The sequence below is a fragment of the Serpentinimonas raichei genome, assembly GCF_000828895.1.
In the GTDB taxonomy this organism is placed as follows: domain Bacteria; phylum Pseudomonadota; class Gammaproteobacteria; order Burkholderiales; family Burkholderiaceae_C; genus Serpentinimonas; species Serpentinimonas raichei.
Genome location: NZ_AP014568.1, coordinates 988701 through 1008099 on the forward strand (window position 1 = coordinate 988701; position 19399 = coordinate 1008099).

Genomic DNA, 19399 nt, shown 5'->3' on the forward strand with positions numbered 1-19399 from the left:
CTGGCCAGAGGAGTGGCACATGTTTCGCACCCCCCAAAGCAAGGCAACGGTCTGGTTGCCCAAGCTGGTGGTCGCCCCCAGCTTTTTTCTCTCGTTGCTGTTTATTTACGGCCTGATGGCTTGGAACGGCTATTTGTCGTTCACCGCTTCGCGCATCCTGCCCAACTACGAATTCATCGGGCTGGCCAATTACGAGGCCCTGTGGGTGAACGAGCGCTTCCATGTGGCCATGCGCAACCTGGCCGTTTTTGGTGTGCTCTTCATTGGCGGTTCGATGGCGCTGGGGGTGCTGCTGGCGATATTGTTGGATCAAAAAATCCGCGCCGAGGGCGTGCTGCGCACGATCTACCTGTACCCGATGGCGATTTCCTTCATCCCTGAATCCGTGACCTGAACCCCACAAACCCAACGTTTTTCGATTATAATCAACGCACTACCAACATCCCACCGCGCACCCAGCAGGTGCAAGCGCCGCAAATGACTGACCCAGTCGAGTTCGTTGTCAAAAAGCTGCCCTACGACTTGTCCAGCCACGGTGGCTTGGCCTTGGTGGGGCGCTTGTTCAAGCGCATCAACCTGCCGGCCATGGTCGATCCCAAATACCCGGTTCGTGCTGGCATCGCCAACAGCGACATCCTCAAGTGCTACGTAGCCATGCTCACCTTGGGCAAGAACGACTTCGAAGCCGTCGAAGCCTTTCGCAAGCAGCGCTTTGCCCACCAAGCCTTGGGCCTGCGCGCCGTGCCCTCCAGCGCCACCTTGCGCCAGCGCTTCGACGCCATGGGCTGCGAGTGGAGCGAACTGGCCGACTCGATCAACCGCGCCCTGCTGGGCCTGCACATCGATGGTGCAGCGATCGACTTCGGCACCCTGCCCAGCGGCCACCTGCCACTGGACATCGACACCTTCGTCATGGATCAGAGCGACAGCGCCAAAGAAGGCGTCTCCTACACCTACGCCGGCGTCGATGGCTACTGCCCCATCGCCCTGTACCTGGGCACCCGCGGCTACTGTCTGGAGCTCGATCTGCGAGCGGGCAGCCAGCACAGCGCGCGCGAGAGCGAATACAACATCGAACGGGCCCTGAGCACCGCCTGTGCGGTGGCCCAAGCGCCCTTGCTGCTGCGCGCCGACTCGGGCTTTTGCTCGCAGCACCTGATGGCGCGCACACTGGAACAAGCGGCCAAGCTGGGGCGCCAAGTCGATCTGCTGATCAAATGGAATCCGCGCGCCGCGCCGGTGGAGCAGATTGCCGCCCAGCGCTGCGCCGATGCCCACACCGTCTGGAACCCGCTTCGAGCCGGCAAGCGCGAATGCCTGTGGAGCGAAGCGCTGCTTGGCATTGAAACCCAAGCAGGAAGCAGCCGCGCACTGCGCCGTGTCTATCGCCTGACCGAGCGCACGCTGGACAAGCGGGGCCAGCCCTTGCTCTTTCCCGAGTACGTGCTGGAGGGCTGGAGCACCACGCTGGGGCCAGAAGTCACGCATGAGCAAGTCATCACCCTGTACCGAGACCATGCCACGCACGAGCAGTTTCATGCCGAGTTCAAGACCGACATGGACTTGAACCGACTGCCCTCGGGCAAGTTTGCCACCAACCATCTGGTGTGCTCGCTGGCGGCGCTGGCCATGAACCTGTTGCGCATCGTGGGGCAGTACACGCTGCACGAGAGCGACAGCCCGATGCGCAAGACCGCGCTGCGCCGGCGCATCAAGACCGTGATGCAAGAGCTGATGTACAAGGCCGCGCGCGTCATCAGCCACGCCCGAGGCTGGACCTTGGGCATCTCGGGCTCGGACTCGGGCTTTGCGGTGTTTGAGCGCGCCTTTGGCAAGATGAAGGCGGCTTAGGGCTGCTGGCTGGGCCAGATCGGGCTCAGCGAGTTCACGGATGGCGAAAAACGCAGGGTTCTGCGGGGCTAAGGCTGCGCCGGGGGTGGCGAAAGCGGGCGAAAGCACGGCTAGATGGGCTTGCAAGAGCCTTGTGGGGGCTGTTTGTAAGCACCGCCGGGCCTTCTCACTGCCCTTTGGGCGGGAAAAGTGCGAGAAACCCCTGTTTCGGGCAGCGGTTGGGTGGGCATGAGGGGGTGGCCCAATTGAGGTCACGGATTCAGGTTCATCGTCACCGGTACGGCCTGGAAATGGATGCTCAATCCGGGCATGGGGCTGGAGCACCTGATGCACCAATGGGGCTTCGAGACCTTCAGCTTTGGCTGGTTGGTCGATCCCCAAATGGCGATTTACTGCGTAGTGATTGCCGGCATCTGGCAGTGCGCGGGCTTTGTCATGGCGCTGTTTCTGGCCGCCTTGCGTGGCATCGACGAATCCATCATCAAGGCAGCGCAGGTCGATGGCGCCAGCCTGCCGCGCATTTACTGGAGCATCATCCTGCCCAGCCTGGGTCCGGTTTTTTTTAGCACCTTCATTGTGGTCAGCCATTTGGCGATCAAGAGCTTCGACCTCGTGATGGCGCTTACCGCCGGGGGCCCCGGCTTTGCCACCGACCTGCCGGCGACTTTCATGTATGCCCATGCCTTTACCCGTGGTCAGATTGGGCTCGGCGCAGCCAGCGCCATGGTCATGTTGGCGGTGGTGGCTGCGATCGTGGTGCCCTACCTCTATTCCGAACTGAGGAGCAAGCGATGACGATTCGCCTCTCGATCCACCGCATCGTCCTATGGACCTTGCTGCTGGTGTTTGCGCTGTGGTTTTTGGCGCCTTTGTACGTGATGCTGGTGACCTCGCTCAAAGACGCCGAGCAGTTGCGTGCCGGCAATTTGCTCAGCCTGCCCACCGATCCGACCCTGTACGCCTGGTTCAAAGCCTGGGGTTCGGCCTGCACCGGGGTGCAATGCGAGGGCTTGCAGCCCTTTTTCTGGAACTCGGTGCAGATGGTGGTGCCGGCGGTGCTGATTTCCACCTTCATAGGCGCGCTCAATGGCTATGTGCTTAGCAAATGGCGCTTTCGCGGCAGCGAGCTGCTGTTTGCCTTCATGCTGTTTGGCGTGTTCATGCCGATGCAAGTGGTGCTGCTGCCCATGAGCCAGGTGCTGGGCTGGCTGGGTTTGGCTAGTTCGATCTGGGGCCTGATTCTGGTGCACGTGCTGGCCGGCATTCCCACCACCACCTTGTTTTTCCGCAATTATTACGTGGGCTTGCCGGATGAGCTGATCAAGGCGGCGCAGCTCGATGGGGCCACGTTTTGGCAAATTTTCTGGCTCATCGTGGTGCCGCTCTCGACCCCGATCATCGTGGTGACGCTGATTTGGCAATTCACCAACATCTGGAACGATTTTTTGTATGGCGTGGTATTTTCCGATTCTGGCAGCATGCCGATCACGGTGGGCCTGAACAACTTGGCCAACACCTCGGGCGTGGTCAAGGAATACAACGTGGTAATGGCGGCGGCGCTGATTGCCGCGCTGCCGACGTTGATCATTTACATTGTGGCGGGTAAGTTCTTTTTGCGCGGCTTGACCGCCGGTGCGGTGAAAGGTTGATTCATGGGCGCGTTGAGCATCAAGCAAATTCACAAATCCTTCAATGCCACCACGCAGGTGCTCAAGGGCATCGATCTGGAGATCGAGAAGGGCGAGTTCCTGATTCTGGTCGGGCCTTCGGGCTGCGGCAAATCCACCCTGCTGAGCATGATTGCCGGCCTCGATGCCCCCACCTCGGGCCGAATCTTCATCGGCGAGCGCGATGTCACCGATCTGCCCAGCAAAGACCGCGACATTGCCATGGTGTTCCAGAGCTACGCCCTCTACCCCAACATGACGGTGGCCCGAAACATTGCCTTTGGGCTGGAGATACGCAAAATCCCCAAAGCCGAGCGCGAGGCGGCGGTGCAGCGGGTGGCGCAAATGCTGCAAATCGGGCATTTGCTCGACCGCAAGCCGGGCCAGCTCTCGGGCGGGCAGCGCCAGCGCGTGGCCATGGGGCGTGCTTTGGCGCGCGATCCGGTGCTGTTTTTGTTTGACGAGCCGCTGTCCAACCTCGACGCCAAATTGCGCGTCGAGATGCGCGCCGAAATCAAGCAATTGCACCTGCGCACCCGCACCACCACGGTGTATGTGACGCACGATCAGGTGGAGGCCATGACGCTGGGTGACCGCATTGCCGTCATGAAAGACGGCTTGGTGCAGCAGTTTGGCACCCCGGCGCAAATTTATCGCCAGCCCGCCAACCGCTTCGTGGCTGAATTCATCGGCTCACCGGCGATGAACATGGTCGATGCCACGCGCGTGGGCGATAACCTGACCGCCCATGGCGTGGCGCTCGATCTCGATGCGCAACAGGCCCAAGCGGTGCGCCGGCACGCCCACAGCGAACTGGTGTTTGGGCTGCGCCCAGAAAACCTCAGCTTTGCCAATTCTGGCATGCCCGGTACCCTGACCATGATCGAGCCCACCGGGCCAGAGTCTTACGCCACGCTGGATACCGCGATCGGCGCGCTCACGGCGCGCGTGCCGGGCTTGCTCAACGCCCAGGTGGGCGAGCGCGTTTTTGTGCGTTGGGATCCAAGCGAGGCGCACCTGTTCGACCGCCACAGCGGCCAACGGCTGGCGCTTTAAGGCCATGTCGCATCCAGTCGCCATCGGCGTGGCTCTGGTGGGCTGGGGCTACGCCGGCGCCACCCTGCACGCCCCCCTGATTGCCGCCACCAGTGGCCTCAAACTGGTGGCGGTGGCGAGCAGCCGCCACGCGGGCCCGCCTGCATCCCTGACGCCCGCGCTGGCGGCGGCGCTTTCGGCTTGCGTCTGGTTGCCCGATGTGGCGTCTGTGCTGGCGCTGCCCGAGGTGCAACTGGTGGTGCTGGCCACGCCCAATGAAACCCATTTTCCCTTGGCCCAGATGGCGCTGGCGGCCGGCAAGCATGTGCTGATCGACAAGCCCTTTGCGCTCACCTTGGCGCAGGCCGATGCCCTGATCGCGCAAGCGCAGGCCACGCAGCGCCTGCTGACGGTGTTTCACAACCGGCGCTGGGACAGCGATTTCATCGAGTTGCAACAGGTGCTGGCCGAGGGCCGCCTAGGGCGGGTGACGCATGTGGAGTCGCACCTTGACCGCTTTCGGCCGCAGGTGCGCGTGCGCTGGCGCGAATCCGCCCAGCCCGGGGCCGGCTTGTGGTTTGACTTGGGGCCGCACTTGCTCGATCAGGCCTTGCAGTTGTTTGGCGCGCCCGATTCGATACAGCTCCACACCCAGCGCCAGCGCGACGGCGCCTTGTGCGACGACTGGTTTCACGCCCTGCTGCGCTATCCGCGGCATTGCATGATCTTGCATGCCAGTGTGTTGGCCGCGCAGCCCGCACCGCGCTGGACCGTGCACGGCACCCACGGCAGCTACCTGCGCCAGCAGGGCGACGGACAGGAAGAGGCCCTCAAGGCGGGTCGCATGCCGGCGCTGGATGCGCGCTGGGGCCAAGGCGATGCACCGGGGGCGCTCACGCTGGCGCAGCCCGATGGTGCCCTAGCTGCGGCGGCGCCGCTGCCCGACGGCGCGGGCGATTGGCGCCATTTTTACGCCGGTGTGTGCGCGGCGCTGGCGGGTCGCGTGGCGGCGCCCCCGGTGACGGCGCAGCAGGCCCGCTGCGTGATGGATTGGCTCGAACGCGGTTGGGGCAGCCAGTCGTCAGCCCATGCCGGGCAATCATCGGGTGCCTGATGCCGGGTCTGACGCCTTTTGTGCAAGACTGCTCATGAATTTCGACAGGACCCATCCGATGTCACACGACCCCCACGCCCCGCGGCTGCTGGCCGACATAGGTGGCACCAATGCCCGCTTTGCCTGGCAGGCCCGTTCGGGTGCCACGCCCGAGGCGCTGCAAACCCTGCCCTGTGCCTACTACGCCACGCTGGAACTGGCCATGCAGGCCTATCTGGAGCGGGTGCAGCGGCCACGCCCTGTGTTGGCCGCGCTGGCGATTGCCAACCCGGTGCACGGCGACCGGGTGCGCATGACCAATCACCACTGGTCGTTTTCGATTGCCGATTTGCGCCAGCGCATGGGCTTGCAGCGGCTCGAGGTGCTGAACGACTTTGCCGCGCTGGCCTTGGCCTTGCCCGACCTGTTGCCAAACGAAAAGCGCTTGCTGGCGGGCTGCAACCCTGATCCCGACGCCGATGTTCAGGATGGCCCAGAGAGGGCGGTTGGCCCGTTGGCCCTGATCGGCGCCGGCACCGGTTTGGGGGTATCGGGCCTGCTGCCCTTGCCCAACGGCGGCTGGCTGCCAATTGCAGGCGAAGGCGGGCACGTGACGCTGGCGGCCAGCAACGCCCGCGAACAACAGGTGCTCGAGGCCTTGCAGCAGCGCCACGGCCACGTATCGGCCGAACGCGCCATCAGCGGTGCGGGCTTGGTCGATTTGTACCAGGTACTGTGCCGGGCCGAGACCTGCCGGCCGAACGATTGGGGGGCAGCAGAAATCAGCGCTGCGGCCCTGCAAGGCCACACCCAGGCGCGCGCTGCGCTCGAGCTGTTTTGCGCCTTCCTTGGAACGGTGGCGGGCAATCTGGCACTCACCTTGGGTGCGCGCGGCGGTCTCTACATCGGTGGGGGGATCGTGCCCAAACTCGGGGTGTTTTTTGATCAGACCGCATTTCGCGAGCGCTTTGTTGCCAAGGGGCGCTTTCGGGCCTATCTGGAATCGATACCGGTGTGGGTGATCGTGGCCGAGCAGTCGCCGGCCCTGCGCGGCGCGGCCCGGGTGCTGGAGCGGCTTTGAGGCACAGGGAGCTCAGTGGTAGCGCTTGGCGTGCAGCTGCGCCTTGATGTCCATCAGCATCGGCTGCAAGCGCGCACTGCCAATGCGCAGCGCCAGGCTGGTGGCCAGAATGTCGATGATCAGCAAATGAATCAGGCGCGACGTCATGGGGATGTCTTGCTCGAAGCGCTCGCTGTGGTCGGCCGCCAGATGGATGTCGGTGTGCTCTGCCAAGGGGCTGGCGCTGGCCGTGATCGAGACCGTGGTGGCACCGCGCTGGCGTGCGATTTGCGCGGCATCGAGCAAGTCGCGCGTGCGGCCGGAGTTTGAAATGATCAGCGCCACATCGGTCGGGCCGAGCAGGGCTGCGCTCATGACCTGCAAATGCCCGTCGCAGTGCGACAGCGTGTGAATGCCGAGCCGAAACAGCTTGTGTTGTGCGTCTTGCGCCACAATGCCCGAGTTGCCCACGCCGTAGCAATCGATCCGGCGCCCGTTCTGGTGCGCCCGGTGCATGGCCTGCACCGCTTGCTCCAGCGCCGCACCGGCCAGGGTTTTGCGGTAGGCCAGCAGGGCCGCCATGGTGTTGTCGATTACCTTGAGCGCGAGTTCGGGCACCGCGTCGCACTCATCCACGCTGCGGTGGATGTAGGGCACGCCATCGTTCAAAGTGCCCGCCAGCTTGAGCTTGAAGTCGATCAAGCCCTTGTAGCCCAGGCTGCGGCAAAAGCGCACCACGGTCGGTTTGCTCACCCGCGCTTGCTCGGCAAGTGCGCTCACGGGCAAGAGCGAGAAGCGCTGCGGGTCTTGCAGCACCAATTCCGCCACCCGGCGCTCCGCCGCTGAGAGCGAGGGCAGGCTGGCTTGGATGCGGTCGAGCATCTCAGTGGCGCCCGGCCGTCCGAAGCCACTGAGGCGCCCCCTCGGGGGGCAGCGAACGCAGTGAGCGTGGGGGCATGTTCATACTCAGTGGCGTCCCCGCTGCGCCACGATCAATTGCTCCAGCCGCAGCGAGTCGGCACAAAAAGCGCGGATGCCTTCGGCCAGTTTTTCAGTTGCCAGTGCGTCTTCGTTGAGTGCCAGGCGAAAGCTGGCCTGGTTGAGCTGCACAGCTTGCAGATTAAGGGCGCGTGCGGCGGCGGGGTCGAGCGCGCGCGGCAGCGGCTCGGTGCTGGCCGCCAGTTGGGCCAGCAGCTCGGGGCTGATGGTGAGCAGGTCGCAGCCGGCCAGCGCCACGATCTGGCCGGTGTTGCGAAAGCTGGCACCCATGATCTCGGTGCCTATGCCAAAGTGCTTGTAGTACTCAAAAATGCGCCGCACCGACTGCACGCCGGGGTCGTGGGCGCCGGCGCGGGCGGCTTCATCCCACTGGCTACCGGCTTGTTTTTTGTGCCAGTCGTAAATGCGGCCCACAAAGGGCGAGATAAGTTGCACCCGGGCTTGGGCGCAGGCCAGCGCTTGGCAAAAAGCAAACAGCAGCGTCAGGTTGGTGCGGATGCCGCGCCGCTCCAGGTGCGCCGCCGCCTCGATCCCCTCCCAGGTGGCGGCGATCTTGATCAGCACCCGGTCGATGTGCACCCCTTCGGCCTGGTAGAGCTCGATCAGGCGCTCGGCGCGGGTGATGGTGGCGGCGCTGTCGAAGCTCAGGCGGGCATCGACTTCGGTCGAAACCCGGCCGGGAATCAGGGCCAGAATCTCGCAGCCAAAGCGCACCAGTAGCCGGTCCACGATCTCGTCGGTGTCGCGCGTTCCAAAGCGCGCCACGGTCTGCGCCAGCAGCGGGGCGTAGTCGGGTTTTTGCACCGATTTGAGGATCAGCGAGGGGTTGGTGGTGGCATCCTGCGGCTGAAACTGCGCCAGTTGCAAAAAATCGCCGGTGTCGGCCACCACGGTGCTGTGTTGCTTGAGGGCTTGGAGTTGGTTCATGCTCGGGGCGCTGAAAGGAGCGGTTAAATCAGGGGCAGGCTGAGGCGGCGTATGACATCGGTGGTGGTCGGGCGCACGCCGCGCCACCAGGCAAAGGCCTCGGCGGCTTGCTCGACCAACATGCCCACGCCGTCGGCGAGCTGGCGCACCCCGGCTTGCTGGGCTTGGCGCAAAAAGGGCGTCAGGCCCTTGCCATAGACCATGTCGTAGGCCAAGCCATCGGGCTTGAAGGTGCGTGCGGGAAGCGGCAGCGTTTCGGCGCTCAGGCTGGCCGAGGTGGCGTTGAGCACCAGGTCGAAGCGCACCGACTGCGCCAATTCGTCAAAACCGCCCCCGTGCAACACGGCTGCATCGGCCCCCAGCGCAAGGAACTCGCGCACCAGCGCCTCGGCCTTGGCGGCGCTGCGGTTGAGCACCCACAACTGCGCCGGTCGGGCGCGCAGCAGCGGCAGGATGGCACCCCGGCTGGCCCCGCCGGCCCCGAGCAGCAGCACCGTGCGCCCGGCCAAGCGCAGGCCCAGGTTGTGGCTGAGGTCGCGCACCAGGCCGCTGCCGTCGAAGTTTTCGGCCAGGCAGCGATCGCCCTCGAACTTGAGCGCATTGGCGGCCCCGGCGCAGCGTGCGCTCTCGGCCAGGTGCGTGGCGTAGGCGCAGGCGTCGGGCTTGAAGGGCAGCGTCACGTTCACGCCGCGCCCGCCCTGGGAGCGAAAGCGCTCGACGGTGGCAGCAAACTGGCCCGCCCCCAAGGGGGCTTCGATGGCCTCGTAGCTCAAGATCTGGCCAGTGGCGGCGGCAAAGGCGCTGTGGATGGCGGGCGACTTGCTGTGGCCTATGGGGTGGCCGATGACGGCGTAGCGGTCCATGCGGGGCGGGTAGAAAGGGTGGATTCGGCGTTCAGGCAAACGCCGCATTGTCGCTGATGCGCTGGGCATCGACGTGGCGCAGTTAGAAGCGATTGCGCTGCTGCTGGTTTGCTTCTTCGTTCGACGCAACCTCACTGATACACCGCCCACCCGCGACCTGACGCGCCTGTTCATGGCCACCACCGACAAGGTGGCAGAGCTGTCGGGTGACGCCGTGGTGACGACGATTTGCGGCGAATTGCTGGCGGTGTCGACCAGCGACGAGATTTTCCGCAGCAAGCTGGAAGGCGCCATCTACGAGGAGAACGCCGGGGTCACCCGGTTTGTGCTGTGCGCCTTGGCCGAACAGGGCATGACCAAGGAGACCTGGGTCGATCTATGGAAGTACGAAGGCAAGCTCTTCGTGTGGACCATCGAGCACATCTTCCCTCAGGGCGACAACATTCCCGCGTCTTGGGTGACGATGATGGCGGGCGGAGATGAGAAGAAGGCCAGAGGCATTCAGGAAACGCATGCCCACAAGCTGGGCAACCTGACGGTCTCCGGCTTCAACAGCGCGCTGGGCAACAAGAGATTCAAAGACAAGCGCGACCGCACCGACAGCAAGGGCCGTGAGGTGGGCTACAAGAACGGATTCAAGCTCAACGCTGAAAATTGGCAGTGGCCGAGGCGTGGAGCGTGGCACAGATCGATGTGCGGACTGCCACGCTGGTGAGCCAAGCGATGAAACTATTTTCGCTCTGACAGGTGGTAGGCCATGCTGGCCCCCATTCACCCGTTGCCATATACAATTGCCATATATTCGTGACAAGGAGATGGGCATGTCTATCGGCACTGTGTTTGTCAATAACCGCACCCAAGCCGTGCGCCTCCCATTGGACGTTCGCCTGCCCGAGGGTGTACACAAAGTAGAGATACGGGCCAAGGGTAACGAGCGCATCATCGCGCCCCTAGGTCAAACGTGGGACAGCTTCTTCCTGGGTGGCCCGCCCCAAGTCAGTGAAGACTTCTTGCCTCAACGTGCCACGCAGCACCAGTCGGAGCGGGAAGTGCTCTGATGCTGCGCTACCTGCTTGACACCAACATCGTCATCTACGTGTTGAAACGACGCCCGGTCGAGGTTCTGTCGACCTTCAACGCCAATGCCAGTCGAATAGCCATTTCTTCCATTACCCTGGCCGAACTCTTGCACGGCGCCGAAAAAAGCAGCCGCGTGAGCGAGAACTTGTCTGCCATCGAGGACTTCTGCAGCCGCTTGGCCGTGTTGCCCTATGGCGCCAAGGCCGCACAGCACTATGGTGCCATTCGAGACGCCCTGGAAAAACTCGGTCAACCCATCGGGGTGAATGACCTGCACATTGCCGGCCACGCGCGCAGTGAGGGGATGGTTTTGGTGAGCAATAACGTTTCGGAATTTGCGCGCGTTCCTGCGCTCGAGGTAGAGAATTGGGTCCGCGCCCCAGAGTAAGTTCACGGGTCCGAAATTGGCGGAAATTGGTGGCGGAAATTGGGGTCAGACTACGGTTTCATCCCTGTGGATGGCGGGTGATTTGCTGTGGCCTATGGGGTGGCCGATGACGGCGTAGCGGTCCATGCGGGGCGGATAAAAGGGTGGATTCGGCGTTCAGGCAAACGCCGCATTGTCGCCGATGCGCTGGGCCTGATTCGTGTTGTCTTTGGCCAAAACAGCCGGTTTGCGCTACATTGGATGTCTATGACTGCTGCATCCAAACCCGAATCGGCAACTGCCGGCGCATCCCACGCCGCTCAACGCCCCAGCCCGGCGCTGTTCATTTCGCACGGCTCGCCCATGCTGGCGCTGGAGCCGGGCCAGACCGGCCCGGCGCTGGCGGTTTGGGCGCGCAGCGAATGCGCCGTGCAGCGGCCCAGCGCGGTGCTGGTGTTGTCGCCGCACTGGATGGCCGAATGCGCCGCCGTGATGACGCACCCCCAGCCCGCCACCTGGCACGACTTCGGCGGCTTTCCTGAGCCGCTGTACCGCTTGCAGTACCCGGCCCCGGGCGCCCCGGCGCTGGCGCAGCAGGTGCTGCACCTGCTGCAAGGGGCGGGCATTGCGGCGCGGCCCGATGCACAGCGCCCCTTCGACCACGGGGCTTGGGTGCCGCTGCGCTATCTGCTGCCCGAGGCCGATGTGCCGCTGCTGCAAGTGGCCCTGCCGCACGGCTACGGGCCGGCCGAGGTCTATGCCATGGGGCAGGCGCTGGCCCCCTTGCGCCAGCAGGGTGTGTGGCTGATCGGCTCGGGCAGCATGACGCACAATCTGCACGAATTTTTCACCACCCGCCCGGCGCAGGATGCCGCCCCAGCCGACTACGTGACCGCCTTTGCGCGCTGGGTCGAACAGCGGCTGCTGGCGCACGAGCGCGAGGCGCTGCTGCACTACCGCGAGCGCGCCCCGCACGCCGCGCGCGCCCACCCCACCGACGAGCATTTTTTGCCGCTCTTTTTTGCCCTCGGGGCGGCCGCTTGGGGTCAGCGCACCGGCCCACACACCCCGCCCGCGCAGCCGCACTATCTCACGCGCGAGGTGATGCACAGCCACCTAGCGATGGATGCGCTGGTTTTCCTTTGAGCGACCGCGCTGGGCTCGCCGCTGACTTGCAGGCGCAAGCCTGCGGGCTCGATCAGGCTGGCTTGGGGTAGAGCACCATCTGGGTGCAGCGAAAGAGGGCGATGGTTTTGCCTTCGTGGCTCACGGTGGCGTCCCAGACTTGGGTGGTTTTGCCCAGGTGCACGGCTTGGGCCACGCATTCGATGCGGCCTTGGCGTGCCGTGCCCAAGTGGTTGGATTTGAGTTCAAGGGTGGTAAAACCCGTGGCCGCGGCGGGCAAGCTGGCGATGCAGCCGTAACCGGCGCAGGTGTCGGCCAAGGTCACCACCGTGCCGGCGTGCAAAAAGCCGTTCGGGGCCATCAGTTGCGGGTGTACGTCGAGGTGGGCATGCAACTCGCCGCTGCCCACATGGGTGACGACGATGCCGAGCAAGCCGGGCAAGTGCCCGTGGCTGCGCTGGTTGAAGGATTCGGGGTTGAGCATGGTGGGGCAGCTTGCGATGGGGATGCGGTTTCGGGCTTGCTTCAGGCCTGCCACGGCAGGCGGCCCATTATCATCGTGGCAGGATCTGGTCACTGTCACCGATGCGCGCGGCCTTTGTGGCCCACGGTGGCCCACGGTCGCCCAAAGGAACACTCTAGTTGGCAGCACAACAACCCCTCATCGCCGTCATCGGCACCGGCGGCACCATTGCCGGTTGCGCGCCGCGCCCCGGCGACACCCTAAACTACCAAGCCGCCGTGCTGCCGGTGCAAAATTTGCTGGCGCGGCTGGAGCCGCCGCCGGGTTTTGCCCTCGAGGCGCAGCAACTGGCGCAGATCGACAGCAAGGACGTGGGCGAGGCGCACTGGCGCGCCCTGCTGCTGGCAGTGCAGCAGCAGCTCGAGCGGCCCCAGGTGCAGGGGGTGCTGGTCACCCATGGCACCGACACGCTGGAAGAGAGCGCCTTTTTGCTGCAAACGGTGCTGCAGCCGGCCAAGCCGGTGCTGCTGGTGGGGGCCATGCGCCCGAGCACGGCCTTGCTCAGCGACGGCGCGCAGAACCTGGCCGACGCCCTGTGGCTGGCCGCAGTGCCCGGTGCCTGCGGGGTGCTGGTGCCATGCGCGGGCCGGGTCTATGCCGGGCACGAGGTGCGCAAGCTGCATCCGCATCGGCTCGATGCCTTTGGCGCAGGCGACGCCGGTGCCTTGGCGGCGCTGCAAGGTGGGCGCTTGCAGCGCTGGCGGCCGTGGCCGGGTGAGCATCGGCGCGCACAGCCGTTCCAGCCAACCCTGCTGCAGCGCCTGCTGGCCGATGCGCCTTGGCCGAGGGTGGAGTGGATCAGCAGCCACGGTGCCCAAAGCGGGGCGGTGGTGCGGGCGCTGCTGCTGCAACACGCGCAAGCCGATGGCGCCGAGGCGCCGCTGCGCGGCCTGCTGGTGGCCGGCACCGGCAACGCCACGGTTCACTTGGCGCTGGCGCAGGCCTTGCGCCAAGCTGAACAAGCCGGGGCGGTGGTGTGGCGCTGTTCGCGCATCGGCAGTTGTGTGCCCTCAGGGCCGGATGCGGCGCAGTTTTTGCTAGATGGGGCTGACGCCGGATTGGGTGCGTTGGGCTATGACGCGGCATCGGGCGCTGCATCAACCGAGCGGCCCGCGCTTCCAACGACCGACTTCCCCGTGACCGCACTGCCGCCTGCGCAAGCGCGGTTGGCATTGCAGCTGCATTTGCTCTAGCGCCCAGCCGGCGCGACCTTAGCCCTGCAACGCCGCTAGGGCGCGGGCCGTGATGTCTTCCACCGCACCGGTGCCGCTGATGGAGCGGTATTTGGGGGCCGAGGCCGGCTCGGCGGCCGCCCAGGCCGAGTAGTAATCGACCAGCGGGCGGGTCTGGGCGCTGTAGACCTCGAGCCGCTTGCGCACCGTGTCTTCCTGGTCGTCGGCGCGCTGCACCAGCGGCTCGCCGGTGAGGTCGTCGAGGCCGGCGACCTTGGGTGGGTTGAACTTGAGGTGGTAGGTGCGCCCCGAAGCCGGGTGCGAGCGGCGCCCGCTCATGCGCTCGATGATGGCCTCGAAGGGCACATCGATCTCCAGCACGTAGTCCAGCCGCACGCGAGCGGCCTTGAGGGCGTCGGCCTGCGGCAGGGTGCGCGGAAAGCCATCGAACAAGAAACCCTGGGCGCAGTCGGGCTGCGCAATCCGGTCTTTGACCAAGCCGATGATGAGATCGTCCGAAACCAGCCCGCCGGATTCCATCACCGATTTGGCTTGCAGCCCCAAGGGGGTGCCGGCCTTGACGGCGGCGCGCAGCATGTCGCCGGTGGAGATCTGAGGGATGCCAAATTTCTGACAGATGAAGCTGGCTTGGGTGCCTTTGCCGGCACCGGGGGCGCCCAACAGGATCAGTCTCATGGATGGCCTTTGTTCTGAAGTGGTTGCGATTCGATCGGGCCTGCGCCATAGCCGTGCGCAAGCCTAGCCGTACAAAGCTCAACTAATGAGGATAGCACGGCTCGGCTTGAGCCAAGCTTACAGGGGCGCTGGACTTGCAGCGTCCCAGAGCGCGCGCACCCGCTCTAGGTCGGCTGGCGTGTCCACGCCCGGCCCTGGGGCTTGCTGCGTCACATGGACCGCGATGCGCTCGCCGTGCCAGAGCACGCGCAACTGCTCCAGTGCCTCGCACTGCTCCAGCGGGGCCGCCGGAAGCAGCGGGAAGCGGCGCAAAAAACCGACCCGGTAGCCGTACACGCCGATGTGGCGCAGTGGCGGCGGCTGCTGCGCGCAGGCGGGATCGGCCGTCGGTGCAGCGGGCCGGTCGCGCCAATGCGGGATCGGGGCGCGGCTGAAATACAGCGCCCGCCCATGGGCGTCCAGCACCACCTTGACCACATTTGGATTCAGGAAATCGGCTGCGTTGTGCAAGGGGTGCGCGGCCGTGCTCATCACGCAGTCGGGGTGCTGCTGCAGTTGCTGCGCCACGGCTTGCAGCAGTTCGGGGGCCATGAGGGGTTCGTCGCCCTGCAGGTTGACGACCAAGGCCTCGTCGGGCCAGCCCAGCAGGGCGCAGGCTTCGGCCAAGCGGTCGCTGCCGCTGGCGTGGTCGGGCCGCGTCAGCAGCGCGGCTATGCCGTGGCGTTGGCAGGCCTGCACGATGGCGGGGTCGTCGGCGGCCACCGTGACCGACAGCGCCTGGCTGGCCAAGGCGCGCTGCGCCACCCGCACCACCATCGGCGCACCGCCGATGTCGGCCAAGGGCTTGCGCGGCAGCCGGGTCGAGCCCAAGCGGGCGGGTATCAGGATGTGAAAGGCGGCAGGGCTCAAGGCGCTCGAGGGGGCTTCAAAGTGCGTTGCCCAGCGCGTTGACCGGGGGGTCAGGCCGCGCCGCTTCTTCGGCGCTGATGGGGCGCGCCTCGTTTTCCAGCATGATCGGAATGCCGTCACGGATCGGGTAGGCCAGCCGGGCGCTGCGCGAAATCAGCTCTTGCTGCTCGCGCTTGTAGACCAGCGGCCCTTTGGTGACGGGGCAGACCAACAGGGAGAGGAGTTTGGCATCCATGGCCGGGATGATACCCGCTTGCTGCGCTCAATGCCTGCTTGGCGGCGCAGTCCTGCGCTGTGCGGCGCCATGCAAAAGGCGCATTGGCCGGGGGTGCTGCTTTTTTCATGTGCCGTTCACGGTGAGGGCGCACACACGGTGCGGGTTCAACATGAGGGCCGATAGAATGGCCGCATGTCCTACCTCGTTTTGGCCCGCAAGTACCGGCCGCAGAACTTTGCCCAGATGGTCGGCCAGGAGCACGTGGTGCAGGCCTTGGGCAACGCCTTGCGCAGCCAGCGGCTGCACCACGCCTACCTGTTCACCGGCACGCGCGGGGTGGGCAAGACCACGGTGTCGCGCATTCTGGCCAAGTCGCTCAACTGCACCGGGCCCGATGGGGCGGGTGGCATCACGGCCGAGCCTTGTGGCGTCTGCGCGGCCTGCCGCGAGATCGACGCCGGGCGCTTCGTCGATTACACCGAGCTCGACGCCGCCTCCAACCGCGGGGTGGATGAGGTGCAGGCGCTGCTGGAGCAGGCGGTCTACAAGCCGGTGCAGGGGCGCTTCAAGGTGTTCATGATCGACGAGGTGCACATGCTCACCGGGCACGCCTTCAACGCCATGCTCAAAACGCTGGAGGAGCCGCCCGCCTATCTCAAGTTTGTGCTCGCCACCACCGACCCGCAAAAAGTGCCGGTGACGGTGCTCAGCCGCTGCCTGCAGTTCAACCTGCGCCCCATGCCGCCGCAGACGGTGCAGCAGCACTTGGAGCAGGTGTTGCAGGCCGAGCAGGTGCCGTTCGAGGCCGGGGCGCTGCGGCTGCTGGCGCGTGGCGCGCGCGGCTCCATGCGCGATGCGCTCAGCCTGACCGACCAAGCCATTGCTTTTGGGGCCGGCCAGGTGTTTGAGGCCCCCGTGCGCCAGATGCTGGGCGCAGTCGAGCGCGGCCACGTGCTGCACCTGCTGGAGGCGCTGGCGGCAGGCGACGGCGCGGGCGTGGTGCAGACGGTGCAGCAATTGCGCCTGCAAGGCTACGCTGCCGCATCGGCGCTGGAAGAGATGGTGGGCCTGCTGCAGCGCATGGCGGTGCTGCAGGCGGTGCCGGCGCAGTTGCAGCCGCACGACCCAGAAGACGCCGACTGCGCCCGCTTGGCGGGCTTGCTGCCACCGGACCTGATGCAACTGCTTTACAGCCTGTGCCTGCACGGGCGTGCCGAACTCGGGTTGGCCCCGGATGAGTATGCGGCGCTCAATATGGTGCTGCTGCGGCTGCTGGCTTTTTGGCCCGAAGGGGTGGAAAAAAAAAGCCTGAAAACGGCTGAGTCGGTGCGGCTTGGGGTGGCGGTGGCGGTGGCGGAGTCTGCACCGGCACCTGCACCCAGGCCGCTGCCAATGGCAGTGGCCGAGCCGTCACCGCCGTTTCAGGCATCCAATCGCGTGCCTGCGCCCAGCAAGGCCGTGAGCGACGAGCCGATTTTTCAGCCTACCCCTGAGCACGCGGCCCCTGAGCCCGCATCCTCAGAGCCCGCTCCCGAACCTATTCCCAAGCCAGCGCCGCAAGCCAGCACCGATCAGACGCTGCCCGATTTCTGGCAAACCGTGGTAAATGACTTGCTGCAACGCGAGGCCGTGACGGCACTCACGCGCGAGCTGGCCTTGCAGTCGGTGCTGGTGCGGCGCGAGGCCGATTGCTGGACGCTGCGCGTGGGCCAGTCCGCCCTGGCCCAAGGCAGCGCGCGCGAGCGCTTGCAAGCTGCGCTGGCACAGGCTGGTTACGCGGTGCGGCTGGAGCTGGAAATCGCCGCCGCCCAAGACACCCCAGCCCAGCGCGCCGCCGCCGCCGCGCAGGCGCGTTTGCAAGCTGCGCACGCGTACTTGCAGCAAGACCCCTTCGTGCAAGCCATGCAGCGCGATTTTGGCGGCAAAATCCTGCCCGGCAGCGTGCAGGCGCTGTGAGCCACAATCCACCCCATTACACACAACCCCCACAAGGAAACCCATGTTCAACAAAGGACAACTGGCCGGCCTGATGAAGCAGGCGCAGGCAATGCAGGACAACATGAAAAAGGCGCAGGACGAACTGGCCACGCTCGAAGTCACGGGCGAATCCGGTGCCGGGCTGGTCAAGGTGGTGATGAATGGCAAGCACGCGGTGCGCCGCGTCAGCATCGACCCCAGCCTGCTGGCCGAAGACAAAGACATGCTGGAAGACCTAGTCGCCGCCGCCTTCAACGCCGCCGTGCGCCGGGTGGAGGAAAACTCGCAGGAAAAGCTGGGCAAACTCAGCGCCGGAATGCCGAGCTTGCCCGGCGGCCTCAAGCTGCCCTTCTAAACCCACCCATCCGCCCAGCAGGAGCAGCAGAGCATGGCGAAACCGCTGGAAGCGCTGCTGCGTGCGCTGCAAAGCCTGCCCGGGGTGGGGGCCAAATCGGCCTCGCGCATGGCTTTTCATTTGCTGCAGCACGACCGCGCCGGCGCGCTGGAACTGGCGCGCGCACTCACGCGCGGGCTGGCCGAGCTGCGCCATTGCTCGCGCTGTTTCACTTTTACCGACGCTGAGTTGTGCGCCACTTGCGCCGACCCGCAGCGCGACGACAGCCTGCTGTGCGTGCTCGAAACCCCGGCCGACCAGGCCGCGCTGGAGCGCACCGGCGTGTACCGGGGGCGCTACTTCGTGCTGATGGGCAAGCTCGGTCCCCTGGCCGCGCCGGGGCCACAAGACAATGGCCTGCAGCGCCTGATGGAGCGGCTGCACAGCCCCGAAGCCTCTGCTGTGCGCGAGCTGGTGCTGGCCACCAGCTTCACCGCCGAGGGCGAAGCCACCGCGCACCTGATTGCCCAGGCGCTCAAGGGCCGCGAGATCAAAGTGACCCGGCTGGCGCGTGGTGTGCCGCTGGGCAGCGAGCTGGAATACGTGGATTTGGGCACCATCGCCCATGCCTTGGCAGACCGGCGCTGATGCCTTGAGCCCAAGCCGCGCCCGGCGCTCAGCCGTAGCGCCCGGTGATGTAATCCTCGGTGCGCTTCACCTTGGGGTTGGTGAAGATCATATCGGTGGGGCCGAACTCGACCAGCTCGCCCATGTGCATGAAGGCGGTGTGGTTCGACACCCGCGCCGCCTGGTGCATGTTGTGGGTCACGATCAGGATCGTTACCTTGTTTTTGAGTTGGCCGATCAAGTCCTCGATCGAGTCGGTAGCGATCGGGTCCAGCGCCGAGGTGGGCTCATCGAAAAGCAGGATTTCGGGGTCGGTGGCCAAGGCGCGTGCGATGCACAGCCGCTGCTGCTGGCCGCCCGAGAGGTTAAAAGCCAACTGCTGCAGCCGGTCTTTCACTTCCTCCCACAGCGCCGCACCGCGCAGAGCTTCTTCAACCTTTTCATCGATCAGCGCGCGCTGGCGCACCCCGCGCACGCGCAGGCCGTAGGCCACATTTTCGTAAATGGTTTTGGGGAAGGGGTTGGGCTTTTGGAACACCATCGAGATGCGCATGCGCACCTCGATCGGGTCGATGTCGGCACCCAAGATGTTGATGCCGCCTGGGTTGACGACGATCTCGCCCTCGTAGCGGTTACCCGGGTAGAGGTCGTGCATGCGGTTGAAGCAGCGCAAAAACGTGCTCTTGCCGCAACCCGAGGGGCCGATCAAGGCCGTGACGCTGTTGGCCGCTAAGCCGAGGTTGATCGACTTCAGGGCCTGCACCCCGCCCGCATAAAAGAAGTTCAGGTTGCGCGCTTGGGCTTTGATTTCGGTGTGTTCGAGGATTTCCGAGCCATGGGCCGCGTTCGGGGCAGTAGAAGCAGGATAGAGCATGAT

Annotated in this window: 21 protein-coding genes and 2 pseudogenes; 15 read left to right on the plus strand and 8 right to left on the minus strand. The window is 65.3% G+C overall.

Annotation, left to right across the window (positions count from 1 at the left end; translation table 11 throughout):
- Positions 1 to 19: 19 nt before the first annotated feature.
- The 7 genes and pseudogenes from SRAA_RS04680 to glk all read left to right on the plus strand — a co-directional run.
- A pseudogene (locus tag SRAA_RS04680) lies at positions 20 to 376 on the plus strand (carbohydrate ABC transporter permease); the annotation flags it as partial.
- Between the two features lie 101 nt (positions 377 to 477).
- Positions 478 to 1851 carry an IS1380 family transposase gene (locus SRAA_RS04685; RefSeq protein ID WP_045533290.1) on the plus strand — a complete coding sequence of 458 codons (1374 nt, stop codon included), beginning with the start codon at positions 478 to 480 and terminating at the stop codon, positions 1849 to 1851.
- Between the two features lie 264 nt (positions 1852 to 2115).
- Positions 2116 to 2646, plus strand: a pseudogene (locus SRAA_RS04690) (carbohydrate ABC transporter permease); the annotation flags it as partial.
- Positions 2643 to 3500, plus strand: a complete 858-nt coding sequence (locus tag SRAA_RS04695) for a carbohydrate ABC transporter permease (RefSeq protein WP_045531229.1) — start codon at positions 2643 to 2645, stop codon at positions 3498 to 3500. The pseudogene SRAA_RS04690 and the gene SRAA_RS04695, both read left to right, overlap by 4 nt.
- Positions 3501 to 3503: 3 nt before the next feature.
- Complete coding sequence (locus tag SRAA_RS04700; RefSeq protein WP_045531230.1) at positions 3504 to 4574, plus strand: ABC transporter ATP-binding protein; 1071 nt, start codon at positions 3504 to 3506, stop codon at positions 4572 to 4574.
- 4 nt (positions 4575 to 4578) lie between these two features.
- Positions 4579 to 5667 carry an oxidoreductase gene (locus SRAA_RS04705; RefSeq protein ID WP_045531231.1) on the plus strand — a complete coding sequence of 363 codons (1089 nt, stop codon included), beginning with the start codon at positions 4579 to 4581 and terminating at the stop codon, positions 5665 to 5667.
- A gap of 58 nt (positions 5668 to 5725) precedes the next feature.
- Positions 5726 to 6727, plus strand: a complete 1002-nt coding sequence (gene glk / locus SRAA_RS04710) for a glucokinase (RefSeq protein WP_082039912.1) — start codon at positions 5726 to 5728, stop codon at positions 6725 to 6727.
- Between the two features lie 12 nt (positions 6728 to 6739).
- Here the strand turns inward: glk and SRAA_RS04715 are convergent, their stop codons facing one another.
- The 3 genes from SRAA_RS04715 to aroE all read right to left on the minus strand — a co-directional run bounded on the left by SRAA_RS04715 (position 6740) and on the right by aroE (position 9495).
- Positions 6740 to 7588, minus strand: coding sequence for a MurR/RpiR family transcriptional regulator (locus SRAA_RS04715; RefSeq protein WP_045531233.1), 849 nt, complete (start codon positions 7586 to 7588; stop codon positions 6740 to 6742).
- An 84-nt stretch (positions 7589 to 7672) separates the two neighbouring features.
- Positions 7673 to 8632 (minus strand): transaldolase, encoded by a 960-nt coding sequence (tal, locus tag SRAA_RS04720; protein WP_045531234.1) that lies wholly within the window; start codon positions 8630 to 8632, stop codon positions 7673 to 7675.
- A 23-nt stretch (positions 8633 to 8655) separates the two neighbouring features.
- A complete protein-coding gene (gene aroE, locus SRAA_RS04725; protein WP_045531235.1) occupies positions 8656 to 9495 on the minus strand; it encodes a shikimate dehydrogenase in 840 nt (279 codons plus the stop codon).
- 73 nt (positions 9496 to 9568) lie between these two features.
- Between aroE and SRAA_RS04730 the strand changes: the two genes are divergently transcribed.
- The 4 genes from SRAA_RS04730 to SRAA_RS04745 all read left to right on the plus strand — a co-directional run bounded on the left by SRAA_RS04730 (position 9569) and on the right by SRAA_RS04745 (position 12088).
- A complete protein-coding gene (locus SRAA_RS04730) occupies positions 9569 to 10210 on the plus strand; it encodes an HNH endonuclease family protein (RefSeq protein WP_052467488.1) in 642 nt (213 codons plus the stop codon).
- Between the two features lie 106 nt (positions 10211 to 10316).
- Positions 10317 to 10553: a type II toxin-antitoxin system VapB family antitoxin gene (vapB, locus tag SRAA_RS04735; RefSeq protein ID WP_082040082.1), complete on the plus strand. Its 237-nt coding sequence runs from the start codon at positions 10317 to 10319 to the stop codon at positions 10551 to 10553.
- Positions 10553 to 10963 (plus strand): type II toxin-antitoxin system tRNA(fMet)-specific endonuclease VapC, encoded by a 411-nt coding sequence (gene vapC / locus SRAA_RS04740; protein WP_045531237.1) that lies wholly within the window; start codon positions 10553 to 10555, stop codon positions 10961 to 10963. Before vapB ends, vapC begins: the two co-directional genes overlap by 1 nt.
- 240 nt (positions 10964 to 11203) lie before the next feature.
- Positions 11204 to 12088 (plus strand): DODA-type extradiol aromatic ring-opening family dioxygenase, encoded by an 885-nt coding sequence (locus SRAA_RS04745; protein WP_144318706.1) that lies wholly within the window; start codon positions 11204 to 11206, stop codon positions 12086 to 12088.
- Positions 12089 to 12140: 52 nt separating this feature from the next.
- Here SRAA_RS04745 and SRAA_RS04750 read toward each other — a convergent pair whose 3' ends face one another.
- On the minus strand, positions 12141 to 12551 hold the full coding sequence (locus SRAA_RS04750) for a PaaI family thioesterase (RefSeq protein ID WP_045531239.1): 411 nt from the start codon (positions 12549 to 12551) through the stop codon (positions 12141 to 12143).
- A gap of 158 nt (positions 12552 to 12709) precedes the next feature.
- Here SRAA_RS04750 and SRAA_RS04755 point away from each other — a divergent pair, with 158 nt between their 5' ends.
- Entirely contained in the window at positions 12710 to 13783 is a 1074-nt protein-coding gene (locus SRAA_RS04755) for an asparaginase (protein ID WP_045531240.1), read from the plus strand.
- An 18-nt stretch (positions 13784 to 13801) separates the two neighbouring features.
- Here SRAA_RS04755 and adk read toward each other — a convergent pair whose 3' ends face one another.
- The 3 genes from adk to SRAA_RS04770 all read right to left on the minus strand — a co-directional run bounded on the left by adk (position 13802) and on the right by SRAA_RS04770 (position 15602).
- A complete protein-coding gene (gene adk, locus SRAA_RS04760; RefSeq protein WP_045531241.1) occupies positions 13802 to 14458 on the minus strand; it encodes an adenylate kinase in 657 nt (218 codons plus the stop codon).
- Positions 14459 to 14575: 117 nt separating this feature from the next.
- The gene (gene kdsB, locus SRAA_RS04765) at positions 14576 to 15367 is read right to left on the minus strand and encodes a 3-deoxy-manno-octulosonate cytidylyltransferase (RefSeq protein ID WP_034111657.1); all 792 of its coding nucleotides are present in this window, start codon (positions 15365 to 15367) and stop codon (positions 14576 to 14578) included.
- 16 nt (positions 15368 to 15383) lie between these two features.
- The gene (locus SRAA_RS04770; RefSeq protein ID WP_045531242.1) at positions 15384 to 15602 is read right to left on the minus strand and encodes a Trm112 family protein; all 219 of its coding nucleotides are present in this window, start codon (positions 15600 to 15602) and stop codon (positions 15384 to 15386) included.
- 174 nt (positions 15603 to 15776) lie between these two features.
- Between SRAA_RS04770 and dnaX the strand changes: the two genes are divergently transcribed.
- Genes dnaX through recR form a run of 3 tightly spaced genes read left to right on the plus strand, consistent with a single transcriptional unit; the run spans position 15777 to position 18543 of the window.
- Complete coding sequence (gene dnaX, locus SRAA_RS04775) at positions 15777 to 17540, plus strand: DNA polymerase III subunit gamma/tau (protein WP_045531243.1); 1764 nt, start codon at positions 15777 to 15779, stop codon at positions 17538 to 17540.
- Positions 17541 to 17583: 43 nt separating this feature from the next.
- Positions 17584 to 17916, plus strand: coding sequence for a YbaB/EbfC family nucleoid-associated protein (locus SRAA_RS04780; RefSeq protein ID WP_034111652.1), 333 nt, complete (start codon positions 17584 to 17586; stop codon positions 17914 to 17916).
- A 33-nt stretch (positions 17917 to 17949) separates the two neighbouring features.
- Positions 17950 to 18543 carry a recombination mediator RecR gene (recR, locus tag SRAA_RS04785; RefSeq protein ID WP_045531244.1) on the plus strand — a complete coding sequence of 198 codons (594 nt, stop codon included), beginning with the start codon at positions 17950 to 17952 and terminating at the stop codon, positions 18541 to 18543.
- Positions 18544 to 18571: 28 nt separating this feature from the next.
- Here the strand turns inward: recR and pstB are convergent, their stop codons facing one another.
- Entirely contained in the window at positions 18572 to 19396 is an 825-nt protein-coding gene (gene pstB / locus SRAA_RS04790; protein WP_082039913.1) for a phosphate ABC transporter ATP-binding protein PstB, read from the minus strand.
- Positions 19397 to 19399: the final 3 nt, after the last annotated feature.